The following is a 17,298-nucleotide window of genomic DNA, read 5'->3' as shown; positions in this document are numbered from 1 at the left end:
AAGGTGGACGGTATGACAGATCAGGCCCCGCGCCCGGAGGGCGACATTCCAGGCAAGTCGACCGCCGCTTCCCGGACCACCCTCAGCCACATCATGACCGGCAGCGACACCAATCTGCTGGGGACGGTGCACGGTGGCGTGATCATGAAGCTGGTCGACGACGCGGCGGGCGCCGTGGCCGGCCGGCACTCCGGCGGACCCGCGGTGACGGCCTCGATGGACGAGATGGTCTTCCTGGAGCCGGTCCGCGTGGGTGACCTTGTTCACGTCCGCGCCCAGGTGAACTGGACCGGCCGCTCCTCGATGGAGGTCGGCGTCCGCGTCATGGCCGAGCGGTGGAACGAATCCACCCCCGCCCAGCAGGTCGGCAGCGCGTATCTGGTGTTCGCCGCGGTCGACGCGGACGGCAAGCCCCGCCCCGTACCGCAGGTGATACCGGAGACGGAGCGCGACAAGCGGCGCTACCAGGAGGCACAGATCCGGCGCACCCACCGTCTCGCCCGGCGCCGCGCGATCAAGGAACTGCGCGAGAAGCGCGTGGCGGACGGGATCGACGTCGACTGAGCACGGACCCACCCACGGTCACGAACGGTCAGGGGCGGTCGCGGACGGTCATGGGCACGCCACCCGGTCGCCCGTGACCGTACCGAACTCGCCCCGGCTCGTCTCCTCGCCCCGTACCGTCCGCACCCTCTCGAAGTCCGCACCCGCCGTCACCTTCAGCACGGCGCCCTGCCCGTTCACCGCCCGCAGCTCGGCCCCGGGCAACGCGCCGGCCAGGGACTTCGCGGACCGGTCCCAGCGCGGGTCGTAGGTGATCAGGGTGCGCTTGAGATCACTCGGTTCGCCGTTCAGCGGGGCTCGCGTGGTGTCGAAGCCGGTGGCGTGCAGCGCGTCGTCGACCGTCTTGCCGAGCCCGTCCTTCGGGGTCCCGTTGTAGACCTGGACCCGGATCCGCTGCGGGGCGACTTCGACCTGCACGGACTTCGACCGTCCGGAGCGGTCCGGGGCGAGCGGCCTGTCGTCGCGCAGTGCCTGGAAGAGCTTCTTCGACTTCGGCTCGTCCCACTTGACCGTGGAGCCGATGCCCTTGACCGGGAAGGCGACGTTCCTCAGCGGTACGGAGGTGAACTCGGACGAGGCGGGTGAGAAACCACGCATCGCCTCGCCGAGCTCCAGCATCTGCTCCGTACCGAAGCCCTTGTCGGCACGGACCGAGCGGAGCATCGTCGAGGCCACGTCCTGGAACCTCACGGGGTTCAGCAGCACGCCGCTGCTGGTCACCTGCTTGATCAGTGAGGCGAGGAACTTCTGCTGGCGCTGCATCCGGCCCAGGTCGGCGGCCCCGTCGACGTGCCGGGAGCGGACGTACTGGAGCGCCTGCCCGCCGTTCAGCTCGTGGGTGCCCGCGGCGAGATCGAGACCGGTGTACGGGTCCTTCATCGGCCGGGCCATGCAGATCCGCACCCCGCCCAGGGTGTCCACCGTCTTCATGAAGCTGGTGAAGTCGACCTCCAGGTAGTGGTCGATCTTGATGCCCGTCATCTGCTCGACGGTCCGCACCGTCAGACCGGGTCCGCCCTCGGCGTACGCGGCGTTCAGCTTCACCGAGTGGGCGGCGTGCGTCTCGCCGCTGTTCCGGTCCTTGTGCTCCGGGATCTCCGCGTAGCTGTCCCGCGGCAACGAGACCACGCTCGCGCGCTCCTTGTCCGCCGACAGATGCACCAGCATGACCGTGTCGGTGCAGTTGCAGGGCGCACCGCCCAACCGGTACTTCCGCTTCTCCTCCGCGGTGATCCGGTCGCGGCCGTCCGTGCCCACGAGCAGCAGATTCATGCCGTGACCGGCCGGGGGCCGGTTCTTCATGTCCTTGAACGGGTCGATCCGGTCGATCCCGGTCTCCAGGCTCGTCACCACCGCGTGGCCGATCCCTCCGGCACCGAGGACCAGCACGGAAATGCCGGTCACCACCCGCATGCCCCAGCGTGGCCGTTGGTCCTGCTTTCTGGACCTGCGCTGCGGCGGAACTCCGCGGCGGCGCGGCGAACGGGGGGAGGAGTGCGGCGTGGGCACGGGGGGAACCTCCGTGGTGCAGGGGGGATCGTTCGCACAGTAGGCCCATATGATCTGCACTCCGCCGAGCGACCCGGCGGCGCGCGCCCGTGTCCCCCATTCGCGGTAACGTGGCGGCCGAATAACGCCGCCTTGTGGGGTGCGAACCCCCGGCGCTCCCGAGGACCACCCGAGGACCACCATGTCTGCCGCGCAGCTCCCCGCCGTCTCCGTGATCATGCCGGTGCTCGATGAGGAACGTCATCTCAGGAACTCCGTCCGGCACATCCTGGAGCAGGAGTACGCAGGTGAGATGGAGGTGGTGATCGCGCTGGGCCCCTCCACGGACCGTACGGACGAGATCGCTGCGGAGCTGGTACGCGAGGACCCCCGCGTCCACACCGTCCCGAACCCGACCGGCCGCACCCCGGCCGCCCTCAACGCCGCGATCAAGGCCTCCCGGCATCCCATAGTCGTGCGGGTCGACGGCCACGGCATGCTCTCGCCGAACTACATCGCGACGGCCGTCCGTCTCCTGGAGGAGACGGGTGCGCAGAACGTGGGCGGCATCATGCACGCCGAGGGCGAGAACGCCTGGGAGGACGCCGTGGCCGCAGCCATGACGTCGAGGATCGGCGTCGGCAACGCGGCCTTCCACACCGGCGGCCAGGCGGGCCCGGCGGAGACCGTGTATCTCGGTGTCTTCCGCCGCGAGGCCCTGGAGAAGGCGGACGGTTACAACGTGGAGTTCATCCGCGCCCAGGACTGGGAGCTGAACTTCCGCATCCGCGAGGCGGGCGGACTGATCTGGTTCTCGCCCGAGCTGAAGGTGCAGTACCGGCCGCGGCCCTCGATACGGGCGCTCGCCAAGCAGTACAAGGACTACGGCCGCTGGCGGCACGTCGTCGCCCGCTACCACTCCGGCTCGATCAACCTGCGCTATCTGGCGCCGCCCACCGCCGTCTGTGCCATTGCGGCGGGCATCGTGGTCGGTGCGGCCGTCACCCCGTGGGCCTTCGTCGTCCCCGCCGGTTACGTCGCGGCGATCGTCGCCGGGTCCGTGCCGGCCGGCAAGGGCCTGTCGCTGAAGGCGCGGGCCCAGATCCCGGTGGCCCTCGCGACCATGCACATGTCGTGGGGGTACGGCTTCCTGACCAGCCCGCGCTCGCTGGCCAAGAAGGTCATCGCCAGTCGGCGCCCGGCCGTCACGGCATGACCGCCGTCCGGGGCCCGGCCGTCACCGCGTGATCGTTGCCCGGGGCCCGGCCCGTCGCCGTACAGCCGCCGACATGATGTGGGGGCCTTCCGAAGCGTTGGAAGGCCCCCACCGTGCGTCGTGCCCGTTACGGCGCTACCAGCCGAAGCCCGGCTGGATGTCCATGCAGGCCCCTTCGTCGTCGCCGTTCAGGGCGCGGGCGCTCTCCGGGGTCTTCTCCTTGGCGCTGGGCGCGGGATAGTCACCGTTTTCGCGCCAGTCGGCCCCCACGGTCAGGGTGATGCCGGAGACGGCGGTCGACTTCTTCACCGCCGAGAGCGGGATGCCGAGCGCCTTGGCGACGGCCTGGGCATTGCCCTGCATGTCCACGCTGGGGAAGAGCACCCCGGTCCGCGCCGCCGCGTCGGTGTTCTGCGTGTCGATCGCGGCCTGGGTGAAGCCCTTGCCGACCAGCAGCTCCTTGACCGCCGAGGCGCGGCCCCTGACCGGGTACGCGGTGTCGGTGCGGGTTCCGTTGCGGACGCTGACCGGGATCTCGGCGACGGGGGCGGTGGGCTTCTTGGCGGTCGGGGCCTTGCGCTTGGACGCCTTGCCGTCCAGCGGGACGTCGTCGCGGACCATCTGGAACAGCCGATCGGCGTCGACGGGCTTCGGGAGGACCCGCTCCTTGTACACGCCCGTCCCGTAGACGTTCGGCATGGTCGTCATGGTGATGCGCTTGGTGGGCGCCTTCTTGAGCTCTTCCGCGAGGTCGTACAGCTTCTTGACCGTGTCGAGGCCGTTGTCGACCGTCAGCGCGTCGGTCGCGGCGTCGGCGAGGTCCATCAGCTTGCCCGGGTCGGTGAGCTTGGTGCCCTTGCGCAGCTCACGGACCATCGAGTTCATGTACATGTGCTGGGCGTGGGTGCGGCCGAGGTCGGTGCCGTCCTCGAAGCCGTAGCGGGTCCGCAGCCACTGGAGGGCCTGCTTGCCCTTGATCTTCGTGGTGCCCTTCTCCAGCTTCAGCCCGGAGCCCTTGCCCTGGCTGGTGTGGGAGTAGACGTTGCCCTTCACACAGACCGGGACGCCGCCGATCGCGTCGGCCATCGAGACCACACCGGAGAAGTCGATCATCATGAAGTGGTCGATGGTGATGCCGGTGAGCTCGTACCAGGCGGCCACCGTGCATCCGGGACCGCCGCGGCCGAGCGTCTCGTTGGTCATCGCCAGGCCCGTGGTCGCCGGGTAGACGTGCTTCGTCTTCGGGTCGGTGCACTTCGGGATCTTCAGCAGCGTGTCGCGCGGCATGCTGACCACCGACATGTTGCTGCGGTCCGCGGAGAGGTGGAGCAGCATCTGTACGTCGGCCAGCGGCGGGGCCCCGAAGGTGTCCTTGGCCCCGCCGAGCTTCTGGTTCTCCTTGGAGTCCCGTGCGTCCGAGCCGATGAGCAGGATGTTCAGCGGCGTCTGACCGGCGGCATTGGCCTTGTGGTCGGCCATCTTCTTGTCGCCGAGCGTCAGGTCGGCCTTCTTCAGGTTGCCGTTGAGGTGCTGGTAGTAGAGGTATCCGGCCCCCGCGCCGCCGACTATGAACAGCGCGAGAACCGCGGCGACCCAGCGCAGCACCCGGCGCTTGCGCTTCCTGCCGTGCCGCTTCTGCCCGCCGGGCCGTTGGCCGTCGCCCGCCGCGGCGGACGGCCGGCCGTCGTCGGCGGAGCCCGGGGCCTTCCCCGGCGCATCCTCGTAGAGCCTGTCGTCCCAACCGAGTTGACCGGCGTGCCGGACGCGTGGTCGCGTCTCCTCCCCGGGTGTACCGCTCCGTCCCACCAGGACCCCCCTGCTGCTCAGACTCGTGGATTGGCGCAGTGACCCGGTGTCACTTGGCGCACTCTGCCTTGTCGGCGTTTGCTTGCTGAATGTCGGCCGGAACCTTGGCCGGCCCGGTGATGGGAGTGCCCGCGCCCTTGAAGTCGTCCCCCAGCGTCAGCACCATCGCCTGGAGCCCTTCGGCGTCCGTGGTGCCCTGCTTCATGGCCGAGCCGGGCAGGCCCATCATGGCGGCCAGCGCGCGGGCCTGGTCCGCCTGGTTCGGCGCGTACTCCAGCGTCGTCTTCGCGGCCTTCGCCGGGGCGTTGGCCTTGTTGGTGGACTTGAGCACACCCTGCTCGTTCTGGAGCCAGGTGACAGTCGCCTGTGCGGCGCCGGGCACCTTGCCGCCGTTGTACACATCGACGCGTACGTCGCCTGCGGCCGCCTTCGAGCCCTTGAGGAGCGCGTCCTGCTTGCTCTTCGCTGCCTTCTTCTTCGACTTCACCTCGGTCAGCGAGGTGTCGTCGCGCATCATGGCGAACAGCTGGTCGGACTTGGCCGGGTTCAGTACGACGGTGACCGGTGTCTTCTCGGCCGGGTTGTCGAGCACCGGCACCGTGGTGAAGGTGATGTTCTTGGTGTTGACCTTGCTGAGCTCCTGGGCCAGCGAGGCCAGCTTCTTCCCCGTGCCGATGCCGGTATCGACGGTGAGTGCCTTGGTCGCCGCGTCCGCCAGCTTGTAGAGCTTGGTCGGGCTGGTCAGAGTGGAGTCGGACTGCATCTGCCGGATCATCGAGGCGATGAACTGCTGCTGGACCTTGATCCGGTCCAGGTCGCCATGGTTGCCGAAGCTGTGCCGGGTCCGTACGAACGCCAGGGCGTCCTCGCCCTGGACGCGGTGCTCACCGGCCGGCAGGTCCAGGTGCGAGTCCGGGTCCTTGACCGGCTTGGCCAGGCAGATCTCGACCCCGCCGACCGCCGTGGACAGCTCCTTCACCGCGTTGAAGTCGACCATCATGAAGTGGTCGACCCTCAGGCCGGTGATCTGGCTGACCGTCTCCATGGTGCAGCCGGCGTTACGGCCCTCCTGGCCGAGGCTCTGGTTGAAGCGGACGTTCTGCGTCCCCGGGACGACCTTCTCCGAGCCGTCCGGCTGCTTGGTCTTGCAGTCCGGGATGTCGGTGATCAGGTCGCGGGGGATGCTCAGCGCCGTCGCGTTGGTGCGGTCCTCGGAGACGTGGAAGAGGATGTTGGTGTCGGCGTGGCCCACGCTGCCCTTGTCGCCGTAGCCCTCGTTGCCCTTGCCGGTGCGCTTGTCGGTGCCGATGATCAGGATGTTGATCGGGGCGTCGTTGTCGAAGACGTTCTTGTTGCCGGCCCCGCCCACGTCGACCGTGTTCAGGTTGCCGTTGAAGTGCTGGTACAGCGCGTACCCGCCCACCGACAGGCCGACGAGCACGAAGGCCATCGTGCCACCCGTCCACAGCAGCGCCTTCTTGCGGCGGGCCTTGGGGGCCTTGCGGCTGCGGCGGCCCGCCGGCTCGCCATGACCGGAACGCTCCTGGCCGCGCGGGCCGTTGGCCGAACGGCGGCCACGCTGTCCCGGCACCTCGCGGCGCGGACCCGACCCCTGCCCGTCACGGGCCGGACCCCTGCGTTCACCGCCGCTGTCACGCGTCGTGGTTCTGCGCTCGCCGTCACCGTCGCGGACCGGTTCTCTGCGACGGGGGATACGCGGGGCCGACGGCTGGGAAGTGCCGGCCGAATCCCCTCCGGAATTATTCAGTCGCAGTTCGTAATCGCCGGTGTGCGGGTTGAGGACCCACTGGTCTGCGGGGTCGAATTCATCCGCCCGCCCACGGCTTTGCGCATCCACGGTTGCTTGAGTCCTCCGTCGGTGCCACGCGAGGCGCCTCCCCCGTTCAGGCGCTCGATCTTTCGCTCCGGAAGTGCGCGGCCCGAAGGCCGGAAGCACCGGATCGCGTCACACTATCGGCCCAGTTCTACGGTTAGCGACGAGCGTGACAAACTCCACGGTCCTTACAACTGGTCATTCTGCTCATTGCACGCCGATCACCGGCTTCTGCTTGGGAATTGCTTTACCGCTTGCACAGGTCGGCCGCCGCGTTGTTGCCCGAATAGGTCGGTGTGGGGTTCGGGCCCGCGGCGTCCGGCGCACCGGTCGCGCCATTGTTTTTCCCGGTGTTCTTCCCGTTGTCGTTCTTGAGCCGGTCCGCCGGGACCACCGTGACCGGGGCGTCCTCGCGCAGCCGCTTGAAAAGCCGGTTCGCATCGGGCTGGACGAGTTCGTCCCGGTTCGGGTCGGCGGCGTACGGCTGCCGGGGCACGGTCAGGAACTGCACCCTGTCGGTCGGTACGTCACGCAGGCCGCGCACCAGGTCGTACAGGTCCTTGAGGCTGTCCAGCCCCGGATCCGTGGTCAGCGACTTGGTGGCGGCGTCCAGCACCGGGTACAGCCGGGTCGGATTGAGCAGGACACCATTGCTCTGCACCTTGTTCACCAGCGCGCCCAGGAACTGCTGCTGGCGGTCCATGCGTTCGGTGTCGCTGCCGTTGCCGATCGACTTACGGGCCCGTACGTAGCCCAGGGCCTCCTCGCCGTCGAGCTTCTGGCGTCCGGCGGGGAGCTTGAGGTGGGCGTCGGGGTCGTCCACCGGCTTCTTGAGGCAGACCTCGACACCGCCCACGGCGTCGACCATGTCCTTGAAACCGTTGAAGTCGACGACCATCTGGTGGTCGATCCGGATGCCGGTCAACTTCTCGACCGTACGGATCGTGCAGGCGGTGCCACCGAACTCGAAGGCCCAGTTGAACTGGGCGAATTGCTTCTTCGTGGCCGTACCGTCCGCCTTGTGGCAGGCCGGGATCCACACCATCAGGTCGCGCGGCAGGGACATCGCGGTGGCGCTCTTCCGGTCCGCGGCCAGGTGCAGCAAAATCGTGGTGTCCGAGCGCTGGCTGCCGCCGTCGTCGCGACCGTACTCGCGGTTGTCACCGGCCCGGCTGTCGGAGCCGATGAGCAGGATGTTCTCCGCGTCGTGCACCACGGTGGCGGGCCGCTCCCGCTCGTACGTCTTGAGTTCGGCGGCCGCCGAGGTGTCGGTCCTGATGTTGCCGTCGAGCTTCCGGTACAGCCACCAGCCAGCGCCCGCCGCGACCAGGACCACGAGCGAGACGCCGAGCGCGGTCCAGCGCAGCCAGTGGTGCCGGTGCCCGGCGGGGGTGTCGGGAGAGACACCGGAGTCGTCCCCCGCCTGCGATCGGCCCTCGCCCATGGCCGAGTCGTCGGAGTTCTCCGGCGGGCCGGCGCTTTCGCTCACGTCTGCGTCCATCCTTCACGTTCGGCGGCGCGCTGGGCCGCCGGTCGCAGGAGTAGACGGCTGAACCTCACGCTTGGTTGTGTCCCGAGTGGTCTGTACCGCCGATCATGTACCGGAGTTGAGGCGCAGCCCTGAGGACTCGACCCGCTATGGGCCGGACGAGTGGTCCTCAGGGCGCTTGTCATACCGCGGTGTTGGTGACCCGTTCACTCTCGACGCGCTTCGCCAGACCGCCCTCACCCAGCTGCTCCAGGTGCCGGCACAGGACCACGGACCCCCCGGCGGCCAGTGGCGCGAACAGCCCCGCGCTCAGGCCCTCCCAGGTGTCGTACGTGCGTCCCGTCAGCAGCCGCGATCCTGCGGCCAGCCCGAGACCGGCCGCGTCCTCGTGGGCCCGCGCCACCAGTTCCGCCGCCGTCAGCTCGACCCCGCCCACCGCCAGCGCCGGAGCGTTCGGGTCCACCGGCGCGAACGGGGCGAACCGGTCGCCCTGGCTCGGCACCTCGACCGCGTAGTCCGCGAAGCCCTCGGGCGTCTGCGGGAACCTTCCGCCCAGCGGGCGCAGCGCCAGGGCGACCCGCTCGCCGCGGCAGGCGCGCGCGGCCTCCAGCGTGTCCGGGCCGCTGACGACGAGATCGGCGCCGGCCGGGTCGCCCTGCACATCGGCGACCACACCGACCGAGGAACACGCCAGCAGCCAGACCGCGGACTGCCAATGTGCGGGCAGCAGCAGGGCCAGCCGGTCGCCGGGTTCCGCAGCGAGGTCGCCCTGCAGGAGATTGGCGGTCTTGGCCACCCAATTGGCGAAGGTGGCCACCGACAGTTCGACGCGTTCTCCGGTGGCGTCGTCGTAGAAAGTGACCAAGGGGCGGGCCGGATCCGCGGCGAGCGCGGAACGCAGCAGGTCGGCGGGGGTGCGGTCGGTGGCGTTCATCCGCGCAAGGGTACGCGGCGGCGCCGGGCCGGGCAGGATCGACGAGCACCGGGTACACCGGTTCGGCAGACGGCCCGTCAAATGTGCCGGGATACACCGGTAGCGGGACTTGTCGGAATGTGCCCAGGATCGTTCGTATGCGTTCCTTCCTTGCATCCTCGATCGGTGTCACTTGCGCGGCGGTACTCGTACTGCCGTCGGCCGCGCCCGCGAGCGCCGCCCCGGACACCTTCACCGCCCCCGCCGGGTCCGCCGAGCCCTCCGACACCGCGGGCTCGACGCAGTCCCTGCCGTTGTCGCCCCTGCCGGCACCGTCCGACGAATCCACCGGCGACCCCACCCGGACCACCGCGGCCGCCGAACAGGGGCTGCTCGAACGTGACGTCCGCCCCTTCTCCCTGGTCGGCGTCGTCTGGGACGACCCGGACGCCGAACTCCACGGCACCGTCCAGGTCCGAACCCGAGCCCTCGGCACCACCCGCTGGTCCGACTGGCAGGACCTGGAGACGCACAACGCCGAGCACGGCGCCGACCCCGGGACCACCGAGCGCGAATCCGGCACCGTCCGCGGCTCCACCGCTCCGCTCTGGGTCGGCGACTCGGACGGCGTCTCGGTCCGCGTACGCCCGGCGACGTCCGATCCGCAGGACCGGACCGAATCCGCCGTACCGCTGCCCACCGGTCTGCGCCTCGAACTCGTCGACCCCGGCAAGGACCCGCAGCAGGACCCCGCGGCGGGTCCCGAGTCCCTCGGCGACGGCGAGGACGGGCGCACCACAGTGCCCGACGGACGCGTGCTCCCCGCCCTGAGCAAGGCGGAGTCCGAGGCGCTCGGCGAGGCGGAGGCCGGGCTCGCCCCCGGCGCCCAGCCGTACATCGGACCCCGGCCGCGCATCATCACCCGCAAGGGCTGGGGCGCCGACGAGAAGCTCAGGGAGCGCGCCTTCGTCTACACCAAGACCGTCAAGGCCGCGTTCATCCACCACAGCGCCACGGGCAACAACTACACGTGCTCCCAGGCACCCGCCGTCCTGCGCGGCATCTACCGCTACCACGTCAAGAGCAGCGGCTGGCGGGACATCGGCTACAACTTCGCCGTCGACAAGTGCGGAAACATCTACGAGGGACGCGCGGGCGGCGTGACGAAGCCCGTCCTGGGAGCGCACACGCTCGGCTTCAACGCCAACACCATGGGCATCGCGGTGCTCGGCACCTTCACCGGGTCGAACCCGTCGGCCTCCGCGGTGAACGCCGTCGCGAAGCTCACCGCCTGGAAACTCGGCCTGTTCGGAGCCGACCCGAGCGGCAGGACGACGCTCGTCTCAGGTGGCGGGAACAAGTTCAAGAAGGGCACGAAGGCCACACTCAACGTCATCTCCGGCCATCGGGACGGCTACGCAACCGAATGCCCCGGAGCGCGTCTCTACAAGAAGCTCGGCTCGGCCAGGACCAGTTCCGCCCGTCTGCAGGGCCGCTGACCGGATGACCGCGAGAGACCACCGCGGGCCGCCGCGGGCCGCTGACCGGGGACGGTCGAACCGTGGCGAACCGGACTGCATACACTGGCCAGCCGAAACCGGCCGGGCCCCACCAGGAAGCAGAGTCAGCGCTGTGACAGAGGCAAGAGAAGCGATCCTCCTGGTCGGCGGCAAGGGAACGCGGCTGCGCCCGCTCACGGTCCACACCCCCAAGCCCATGGTTCCGGCGGCGGGCGTCCCGTTCCTCACCCACCAGCTGGCGCGTGCCCGAGCCGCCGGGGTCGAGCACGTCGTGCTCGCGACCTCGTACCTGGCGGAGGTCTTCGAGCCGTACTTCGGGGACGGTTCGGCGCTGGGCCTGCACATCGAGTACGTCACCGAACGCGAACCGCTCGGCACCGGCGGAGCGATACGCAACGTCGCCTCCCGGCTCGGCTCGGGGCCCGACGAACCGGTGCTCATCTTCAACGGCGACATCCTCACGGGCCTCGACATCCGGGCGCTGGTCGCCTCGCACACCGCCTCCGGAGCGGATGTCTCCCTCCACCTCACCCGTGTCGAGGACCCGCGCGCCTTCGGTCTCGTACCGACGGACGCCGACGGCAGGGTCACCGCGTTCCTGGAGAAGCCCGAGACGCCCGAGGAGATCGTCACCGACCAGATCAACGCGGGGGCGTACATCTTCCGACGCCGGATCATCGACGCCATCCCGGCCGGCCGCCCAGTCTCCGTCGAGCGCGAGACCTTTCCCGGACTGCTGGCCTCCGGCGCGCACCTCCAGGGCATGGTCGACTCCACGTACTGGCTGGACCTCGGCACCCCGCAGGCCTTCGTGCGCGGCTCCGCCGACCTGGTCCTGGGCCACGCCCCGTCCCCGGCCGTCCCAGGCCGCTGCGGCGAGCGGCTCGTCCTGCCGACGGCCTCCGTGGCGGCCGACGCCAAACTCAGCGGCGGCACGGTCATCGGCGAGGGCGCCCTGATCGGTGCGGGGGCCCGGATCGACGGTTCGGCGGTACTGGCCGGAGCGGTCGTCGAACCGGGGGCCGTGATCACGGACTCGCTGGTCGGAGCCGGTGCCAGGATCGGCAGCCGTACGGTGATGGAAGGCGCGGTCATCGGGGACGGGGCCCGGATCGGCGCCGACAACGAACTCCGCGACGGCATCCGTGTCTGGTGCGGGGCGGTCCTGCCGGACGCGGCGGTGCGCTTCTCGTCCGACGAGTAGCGCGGCGAACGGTCCGGCACACCGCCGCGCACCCGCCCGTGCACGGCCCCCTTCCAGGAGAAGCCGTTACGGCCTGGTGCACGATGGCGAGCGGGCTCCCGGCGCCATGATCCACCCTCTGTCGTGCACCAGGCCGTTACCCTCGACAGGCACCCCTGACGACCGAGGACCTCACCGTGGCAGGACGATTCGCACCCCGCAGCGCCTCTCGCGCGGCCGTCCCGCACCAGGCGGCGGCTCCGGCGACGGACGCGCTGACCCGCGACTGGACCCCGCCCGGCCCGCTCGACCTGCGCCTGGTCCTCGGGCCACTGCGCCGAGGCCCCGCCGACCCCACGTTCCGGATGACCCGGGACGGCGCGGTCTGGCGGGCCTGCCGCACCCCCGCCGGCCCCGGCACCCTCCGTGTCACGGCCCGGGGCGGTCGGATCGACGCGACGGCCTGGGGACCGGGCGCGTCCTGGCTGCTGGACCAGCTGCCCACGCTGCTCGGCGCCACGGACGACCCGGACGCCTTCCGCCCACGCCACCGGCTGCTCGCCCTGACCCGGCACAGCCGCCCCGGCCTGCGCCTGCTGCGCACCGGGCTGGTCATGGAGTCCCTGATCCCGTCGATCCTCGAACAGAAGGTGACCACGGACGAGGCGTACCGGGCCTGGCGCCACCTGGTCCATGGGCACGGCACCCCGGCACCCGGCCCCACGGACCACGCGGCGTTCACCGCTCTCGGCCTGCATGTCATGCCGGACGCCCGCACCTGGTCGCTGATCCCGTCCTGGGAATGGCACCGCGCGGGCGTCGACTCCAAACGCTCGGCCACGATCCTGCGCGCGGTACGGGTGGCCCGTCGCCTGGAGGAGGCGTCGGCCATGGAACTCCCTCAGGCCATGGCCCGCCTGGAACTGATCCCCGGCATCGGTCCCTGGACCTCGGCCGAGACCCTTCAGCGGTCGAACGGCGCGGCCGACGCGGTCACGGTCGGCGATCTCCACCTCCCCGGCATCGTCGGCCACGCGCTGGCGGACAACCGGCACGCCGACGACGAGGAGATGCTGGCCCTGCTCGCCCCCTACGCGGGCCAGCGCCACCGGGCGACCCGACTCATCCTGCTCTCGGGCCGCGTCCCGCCCCGCCGGGCCCCACGCATGACCCGGGGCGACATCGCCCGCCTGTGACGGGGAGACGCCCCCGCCCGCGTCTGCGCCCCCGCCTCACCGCACCGTGACGAACCCCTCCGGGTCCCGCCCGGCCCGTGGGACAGGTGCGCCTGCCGGACGCCCCACCGCGACCGACCCCAGCGGATCCCACGCCTCCGGCAGTTGCAGCACCTCGCGCACCACCTCGCGGCAGAACATCGTCGACGACACCCACGCCGAGCCGAGCCGCTCGCCCGCCAGCGCCACCAGGAAGTTCTGGATTCCGGCCCCCGCGGCGACGACGAACATCTCGCGCTCCGCGGTGTCCCGCCGCGTGTCCCCGTACGTGTGGGAGCCGTCCATCACCAGGCACGGCACCACCAGATACGGTGCCCGGCGCAGCACGTCGCCGCGTCGCACCCGCTTCGCGACCGACTCCTCGCTCCGGCCGTCCCGGCGCAGATCCGCGATCCACGCCTCCCGCATCGCGTCGAGCAGCCGGGTCCGCGACTCCTCGGACTCCAGCAGGACGAACCGCCACGGCGTCGTGTGATGCGGCGCGGGCGCCGTCACCGCTGCGGCCACGGCCCGGCGCACCGCCCCCGGATCCACCGGTTCGTCGGTGAACTCGCGCACCGTCCGCCGCTGGGTCACCGCTTCCCGTACCGCCTCCGACGTGCCGAGCCGGAACATGTCGTCGGCCGCGACCCGCACCATCGCGCGGGCCCCGCCCGCAGAATCCGTCGGGTCCACGACATGACCGAGGCCCCGGACCACGGCGACGGGCAGTCCCGAGGCCTTGCCCTTGACCAGGTCACCGGCCGAGGCCAGCTCATCGGCGGTGGCGACCACCGTCGCGCTGAGCGGATTGCCGTACGCGTCCGTACCGCCGCGCAGATCGTCCAGCACCAGGATCCCGGCCGCGCCGATCGCGACATCGGTCAGCCCGTTGCGCCACGGGCGCCCGAAGGTGTCCGTGACGACGACTCCGACCTCGACGCCCAGGGTGTCCCGCAGCCCGTCCCGGATCGCGCGCGCCGATCCGTCCGGGTCCTCGGGCAGCAACAGCACTGTTCCGGCGGGGGTGTTCGAGGCGTCGACACCGGCGGCGGCCATGACCAGACCCTGCCGGTTCTCGACGATCCGGAGCGTGCCGCGCCGCGCCACCACCCGTACCGTCTCGGCGTCGATCACCGCCTCCCGGTCGGTGGCCTCGACGGTCCGGCCCTCCGCCTTGGAGACGATCTTCGAAGTGACCAGCAGGACGTCGCCGTCGGCCAGCCCCGGTCCGGTCGCGGCGATCAGCTTCGCCAGGTCGTCCCCGGCCCGCACCTCGGGAATCCCGGGCAGTGCCCAGACGCGGTAGGAAGGTGCCGGGGCGGAACCGGAGGACTCGGCGCTCACGCCCGTACCTCCTCGGCCAGCGCCAGCGCGCGCCGGGCCATCTCCGCCGTCGCGTCGACATCCGTCATCATCAGCGGCACCGCCCGGCAGCGGATGCCGGCGGCCTCCACCTCGTCGACGGCCCCGGCGTCCACGGTGTCGACGAGCCACCCGTCGAGCAGCCCGGAGCCGTAGTGCCGGGCCACGGCCGACGCCGTCGACTCGACGCCCACCGCGGCGAGCACCTTGTCCGCCATGCCGCGCACGGGCGCGTCCCCGACGATGGGGGAGAGGCCGACGACCGGCACCCCGGCCTCGGCGATCGCCTCCCGGATCCCGGGCACGGCCAGGATGGTCCCCACCGACACGACGGGGTTGGACGGCGGGAAGAGGATGACGTCGGCCTCGGCGACGGCCTCCAGCACGCCGGGCGCCGGCTTGGCCTGCTCGGCACCGACCGGCACGATCGCCTGCGCCTCGACCGAGGCGCGCAGCTTCACCCAGTACTCCTGGAAGTGGATCGCCCTGCGTTCGCCGTCGATGTCGACCGCGACATGGGTCTCGACCCGGTCGTCGGACATCGGCAGCAGCCGGACTCCCGGCTTCCAACGCGCGCACAGCGCCTCGGTGACGGCGCTCAGCGGATAGCCCGCGCCCAGCATCTGGGTGCGGACGATGTGCGTCGCGAAGTCACGGTCGCCGAGCCCGAACCATTCGGGTCCCACACCGTACGCGGCGAGCTCCGCCTTGACCTGGAAGCTCTCGTCCGTACGCCCCCAGCCCTGCTCCTCGTTGATGCCACCGCCGAGGGTGTACATCACGGTGTCGAGGTCGGGGCAGACCTTCAGCCCGAACAGATGGATGTCGTCACCGGTGTTGCCGATGACCGTGATGTCCGCGTCGGGCGCGGCCTGCTTGAGGCCACGCAGAAAACGAGCACCACCGATACCGCCGGCCAGAACCACAATGCGCATGCCCAACAGTCTGTCAGGCGAAGGCTGGTCCTTGTGGGGGTGGTGGCGGGCGGCGGGTGGGACTGTCAGGCGAAGGCTGGTCCTTGTGGGGGTGGTGGCGGGCGGCGGGTGGGACTGTCAGGCGAAGGCTGGTCCTTGTGGGGGTGGTGGCGGGCGACGGGTGGGACTGTCAGGCGAGTACGGCATCCACGGCGGTCTGGGCGCATTGCGCTGCGTGCATCGGCATTTCGGTCAGGCCCGGGTAGTAGATGTGCAGACTGACGGCCGGTTCGAGGGAGTCGTTGACCACTTCGTGCACGTAGCCGGGTGCGAAGACGCGCTGGGCGCCGGGCTCCAGCGTCCGCGTGCCGCGTTCGGTGTGCTCGGTCAACCGGCCTTCCAGGACGGTCAGTACACCGGAGGACGGGCCGTGGTCATGACGGCCGGTGCCCTGGCCGGGGACCCAGCTGAGCAGCCAGATCTCGTATCCGGGTGGGGTCTCCCCCGCTTGAGCGGAGCCGAGAGATTGGGGAACGGCGCGCAGCCGGTGGTACCAGCGGGTGGTGGTGTCGTAGCGGACGAGCGGCGCCCACCGCGCGCGGTCGGCGGCGATGGAGCGGGCGAGTCCGACGAACTCGGCCACGGTGGTGGGATGCTCGCGGGCCGGCTGGAGGAGGTGCTGGACCTCAAGGATGTCGCCGGCGATCTGAAGGTCGCTGTCGCTGTTCATGGAAGCGGTGGTTCCTCGGCATGGGGGGGGTGCATGTGCGGGGTGTCGCGGAGACCGGAGAGCCGGGGAAGCGCAGAGAGAAAGGTCTATGGAGACGCTCTGCGAGGGGCTCGGCGGAGAGGAGCTGGATCAGAGCCGGTGCCCTGGGGCATCAACAGCTGTGACAGCTGGAACAGCAACAGCGGGTCAGGACAGCGCTGCGGAACCCACGGACGTGGGTGGCGTACATCGCTGCGGTCGCTGGCATGCAGTCAAGGAGACCGGCTCGATCCTTCGCTGTCAACTTGATGCCCGATTTGGGGGTAATGTTTCACCTCATCCGGTTACTGAACCAGGAGAAAGGTTTGTCTGGTCATCGAGGCGGAGATGTGGCGCATCAGCCGCGCCCGTAAACGTCATTGACGCCCCGTGACCTGACTGTGATCTCGGTCGCTTCGGTGATCGAATCGAAACATGAAGACGGTCCCGGTCGTCTCACTCGGCGAGAGGAGGGGGCGCGGTGAGACGCATGGCATATGTCAGGTTTTTGGTGATTTGCACACTTTCCGCATACCCTTGGTTCCGCAGAGTGAATACCGGGGTCAATAGCAGATCTTCGCTTGACTGGCCTGGAGCTACACACTTGTAATTTCACTCGTGTCGTTCGGCCGCAATCAGTAACGGCTGCATCACGGGGACGCAAGAGACAGACGAGGGGCGCACATGACCGAGCTGTTCCAGCAACTGCTGGTCGAGGACGCGGACGAGGAACTCGGCTGGCAGGAGCGCGCACTGTGCGCCCAGACCGATCCCGAGTCCTTCTTCCCCGAGAAGGGCGGATCCACCCGCGAGGCCAAGAAGGTCTGTCTCGCCTGTGAAGTCCGGTCCGAATGCCTTGAGTACGCCCTTTCCAATGACGAGCGGTTCGGAATCTGGGGTGGCCTTTCCGAGCGTGAACGGCGCCGCCTGAAGAAGGCCGCTGTCTGACCGCGAACAACTCGACCAGCGGACCACCGCGACCGCGAACCGGCACGACAGGCGGACCACCGCGAACCGCCACGACCGCGAACCGCCACGACCGTG

The 17,298-nt window shown here is 70.1% G+C and carries 14 protein-coding genes; 6 read left to right on the top strand and 8 right to left on the bottom strand.

All coding sequences use genetic code 11. The features are described from left to right. The first annotated feature begins 12 nt into the window (after positions 1 to 12). On the top strand, positions 13 to 564 hold the full coding sequence (locus ACIOHC_RS09780; protein ID WP_351081008.1) for an acyl-CoA thioesterase: 552 nt from the start codon (positions 13 to 15) through the stop codon (positions 562 to 564). Positions 565 to 612: 48 nt separating this feature from the next. Here the strand turns inward: ACIOHC_RS09780 and ACIOHC_RS09775 are convergent, their stop codons facing one another. Next, complete coding sequence (locus tag ACIOHC_RS09775) at positions 613 to 1,977, bottom strand: LCP family protein (protein ID WP_351081010.1); 1,365 nt, start codon at positions 1,975 to 1,977, stop codon at positions 613 to 615. A 277-nt stretch (positions 1,978 to 2,254) separates the two neighbouring features. Here ACIOHC_RS09775 and ACIOHC_RS09770 point away from each other — a divergent pair, with 277 nt between their 5' ends. Beyond that, on the top strand, positions 2,255 to 3,268 hold the full coding sequence (locus ACIOHC_RS09770; protein WP_351081012.1) for a glycosyltransferase family 2 protein: 1,014 nt from the start codon (positions 2,255 to 2,257) through the stop codon (positions 3,266 to 3,268). Between the two features lie 135 nt (positions 3,269 to 3,403). Here ACIOHC_RS09770 and ACIOHC_RS09765 read toward each other — a convergent pair whose 3' ends face one another. From ACIOHC_RS09765 to ACIOHC_RS09750, 4 genes are all read right to left on the bottom strand, one after another. After that, a complete protein-coding gene (locus ACIOHC_RS09765; protein ID WP_389636641.1) occupies positions 3,404 to 5,074 on the bottom strand; it encodes an LCP family protein in 1,671 nt (556 codons plus the stop codon). Positions 5,075 to 5,123: 49 nt separating this feature from the next. Further along, complete coding sequence (locus tag ACIOHC_RS09760; RefSeq protein ID WP_351081016.1) at positions 5,124 to 6,932, bottom strand: LCP family protein; 1,809 nt, start codon at positions 6,930 to 6,932, stop codon at positions 5,124 to 5,126. 223 nt (positions 6,933 to 7,155) lie between these two features. Beyond that, positions 7,156 to 8,409, bottom strand: a complete 1,254-nt coding sequence (locus ACIOHC_RS09755; RefSeq protein ID WP_351081018.1) for an LCP family protein — start codon at positions 8,407 to 8,409, stop codon at positions 7,156 to 7,158. A gap of 169 nt (positions 8,410 to 8,578) precedes the next feature. Next, positions 8,579 to 9,331 (bottom strand): TIGR03089 family protein, encoded by a 753-nt coding sequence (locus ACIOHC_RS09750; RefSeq protein ID WP_351081019.1) that lies wholly within the window; start codon positions 9,329 to 9,331, stop codon positions 8,579 to 8,581. A gap of 137 nt (positions 9,332 to 9,468) precedes the next feature. On the opposite strand from ACIOHC_RS09750, the gene ACIOHC_RS09745 reads away from it, so the two are divergent. The 3 genes from ACIOHC_RS09745 (at position 9,469) to ACIOHC_RS09735 (ending at position 13,209) form a co-directional block, all read left to right on the top strand. Continuing rightward, complete coding sequence (locus ACIOHC_RS09745; protein ID WP_351081021.1) at positions 9,469 to 10,809, top strand: N-acetylmuramoyl-L-alanine amidase; 1,341 nt, start codon at positions 9,469 to 9,471, stop codon at positions 10,807 to 10,809. Between the two features lie 133 nt (positions 10,810 to 10,942). Beyond that, positions 10,943 to 12,034, top strand: a complete 1,092-nt coding sequence (locus ACIOHC_RS09740) for a sugar phosphate nucleotidyltransferase (RefSeq protein ID WP_401842221.1) — start codon at positions 10,943 to 10,945, stop codon at positions 12,032 to 12,034. A 176-nt stretch (positions 12,035 to 12,210) separates the two neighbouring features. Continuing rightward, entirely contained in the window at positions 12,211 to 13,209 is a 999-nt protein-coding gene (locus ACIOHC_RS09735; protein ID WP_351081025.1) for a DNA-3-methyladenine glycosylase 2 family protein, read from the top strand. A 36-nt stretch (positions 13,210 to 13,245) separates the two neighbouring features. On the opposite strand, the gene ACIOHC_RS09730 is transcribed toward ACIOHC_RS09735, so the two are convergent. The 3 genes from ACIOHC_RS09730 to ACIOHC_RS09720 form a co-directional block, all read right to left on the bottom strand. After that, complete coding sequence (locus ACIOHC_RS09730) at positions 13,246 to 14,574, bottom strand: coenzyme F420-0:L-glutamate ligase (protein ID WP_389636642.1); 1,329 nt, start codon at positions 14,572 to 14,574, stop codon at positions 13,246 to 13,248. Next, positions 14,571 to 15,527, bottom strand: a complete 957-nt coding sequence (cofD, locus tag ACIOHC_RS09725; protein WP_351081029.1) for a 2-phospho-L-lactate transferase — start codon at positions 15,525 to 15,527, stop codon at positions 14,571 to 14,573. Before cofD ends, ACIOHC_RS09730 begins: the two co-directional genes overlap by 4 nt. A 169-nt stretch (positions 15,528 to 15,696) precedes the next feature. After that, positions 15,697 to 16,236, bottom strand: a complete 540-nt coding sequence (locus ACIOHC_RS09720) for a cysteine dioxygenase family protein (protein WP_351081031.1) — start codon at positions 16,234 to 16,236, stop codon at positions 15,697 to 15,699. A gap of 702 nt (positions 16,237 to 16,938) precedes the next feature. Here ACIOHC_RS09720 and ACIOHC_RS09715 point away from each other — a divergent pair. Further along, positions 16,939 to 17,202: a WhiB family transcriptional regulator gene (locus tag ACIOHC_RS09715; protein WP_030927001.1), complete on the top strand. Its 264-nt coding sequence runs from the start codon at positions 16,939 to 16,941 to the stop codon at positions 17,200 to 17,202. Positions 17,203 to 17,298: the final 96 nt, after the last annotated feature.

The organism is Streptomyces sp. NPDC088252, assembly GCF_044740965.1.
Classification (GTDB): Bacteria; Actinomycetota; Actinomycetes; order Streptomycetales; family Streptomycetaceae; genus Streptomyces.
The sequence above is the reverse complement of the archived record's forward strand: the minus strand, read 5'-3'. Positions and strand labels throughout refer to the sequence as shown.

Bases quoted from the DNA above. Each gene is read 5' to 3' on its own strand.
- ACIOHC_RS09775 (WP_351081010.1), bottom strand. From the start codon at position 1,977: ATGCGGGTGGTGACCGGCATTTCCGTGCTGGTCCTCGGTGCCGGAGGG.
- ACIOHC_RS09750 (WP_351081019.1), bottom strand. From the start codon at position 9,331: ATGAACGCCACCGACCGCACCCCCGCCGACCTGCTGCGTTCCGCGCTC.
- ACIOHC_RS09745 (WP_351081021.1), top strand. From the start codon at position 9,469: ATGCGTTCCTTCCTTGCATCCTCGATCGGTGTCACTTGCGCGGCGGTA.
- ACIOHC_RS09770 (WP_351081012.1), top strand. From the start codon at position 2,255: ATGTCTGCCGCGCAGCTCCCCGCCGTCTCCGTGATCATGCCGGTGCTC.
- ACIOHC_RS09780 (WP_351081008.1), top strand. From the start codon at position 13: ATGACAGATCAGGCCCCGCGCCCGGAGGGCGACATTCCAGGCAAGTCG.
- ACIOHC_RS09715 (WP_030927001.1), top strand. From the start codon at position 16,939: ATGACCGAGCTGTTCCAGCAACTGCTGGTCGAGGACGCGGACGAGGAA.
- ACIOHC_RS09720 (WP_351081031.1), bottom strand. From the start codon at position 16,236: ATGAACAGCGACAGCGACCTTCAGATCGCCGGCGACATCCTTGAGGTC.
- ACIOHC_RS09755 (WP_351081018.1), bottom strand. From the start codon at position 8,409: ATGGACGCAGACGTGAGCGAAAGCGCCGGCCCGCCGGAGAACTCCGAC.
- cofD (WP_351081029.1), bottom strand. From the start codon at position 15,527: ATGCGCATTGTGGTTCTGGCCGGCGGTATCGGTGGTGCTCGTTTTCTG.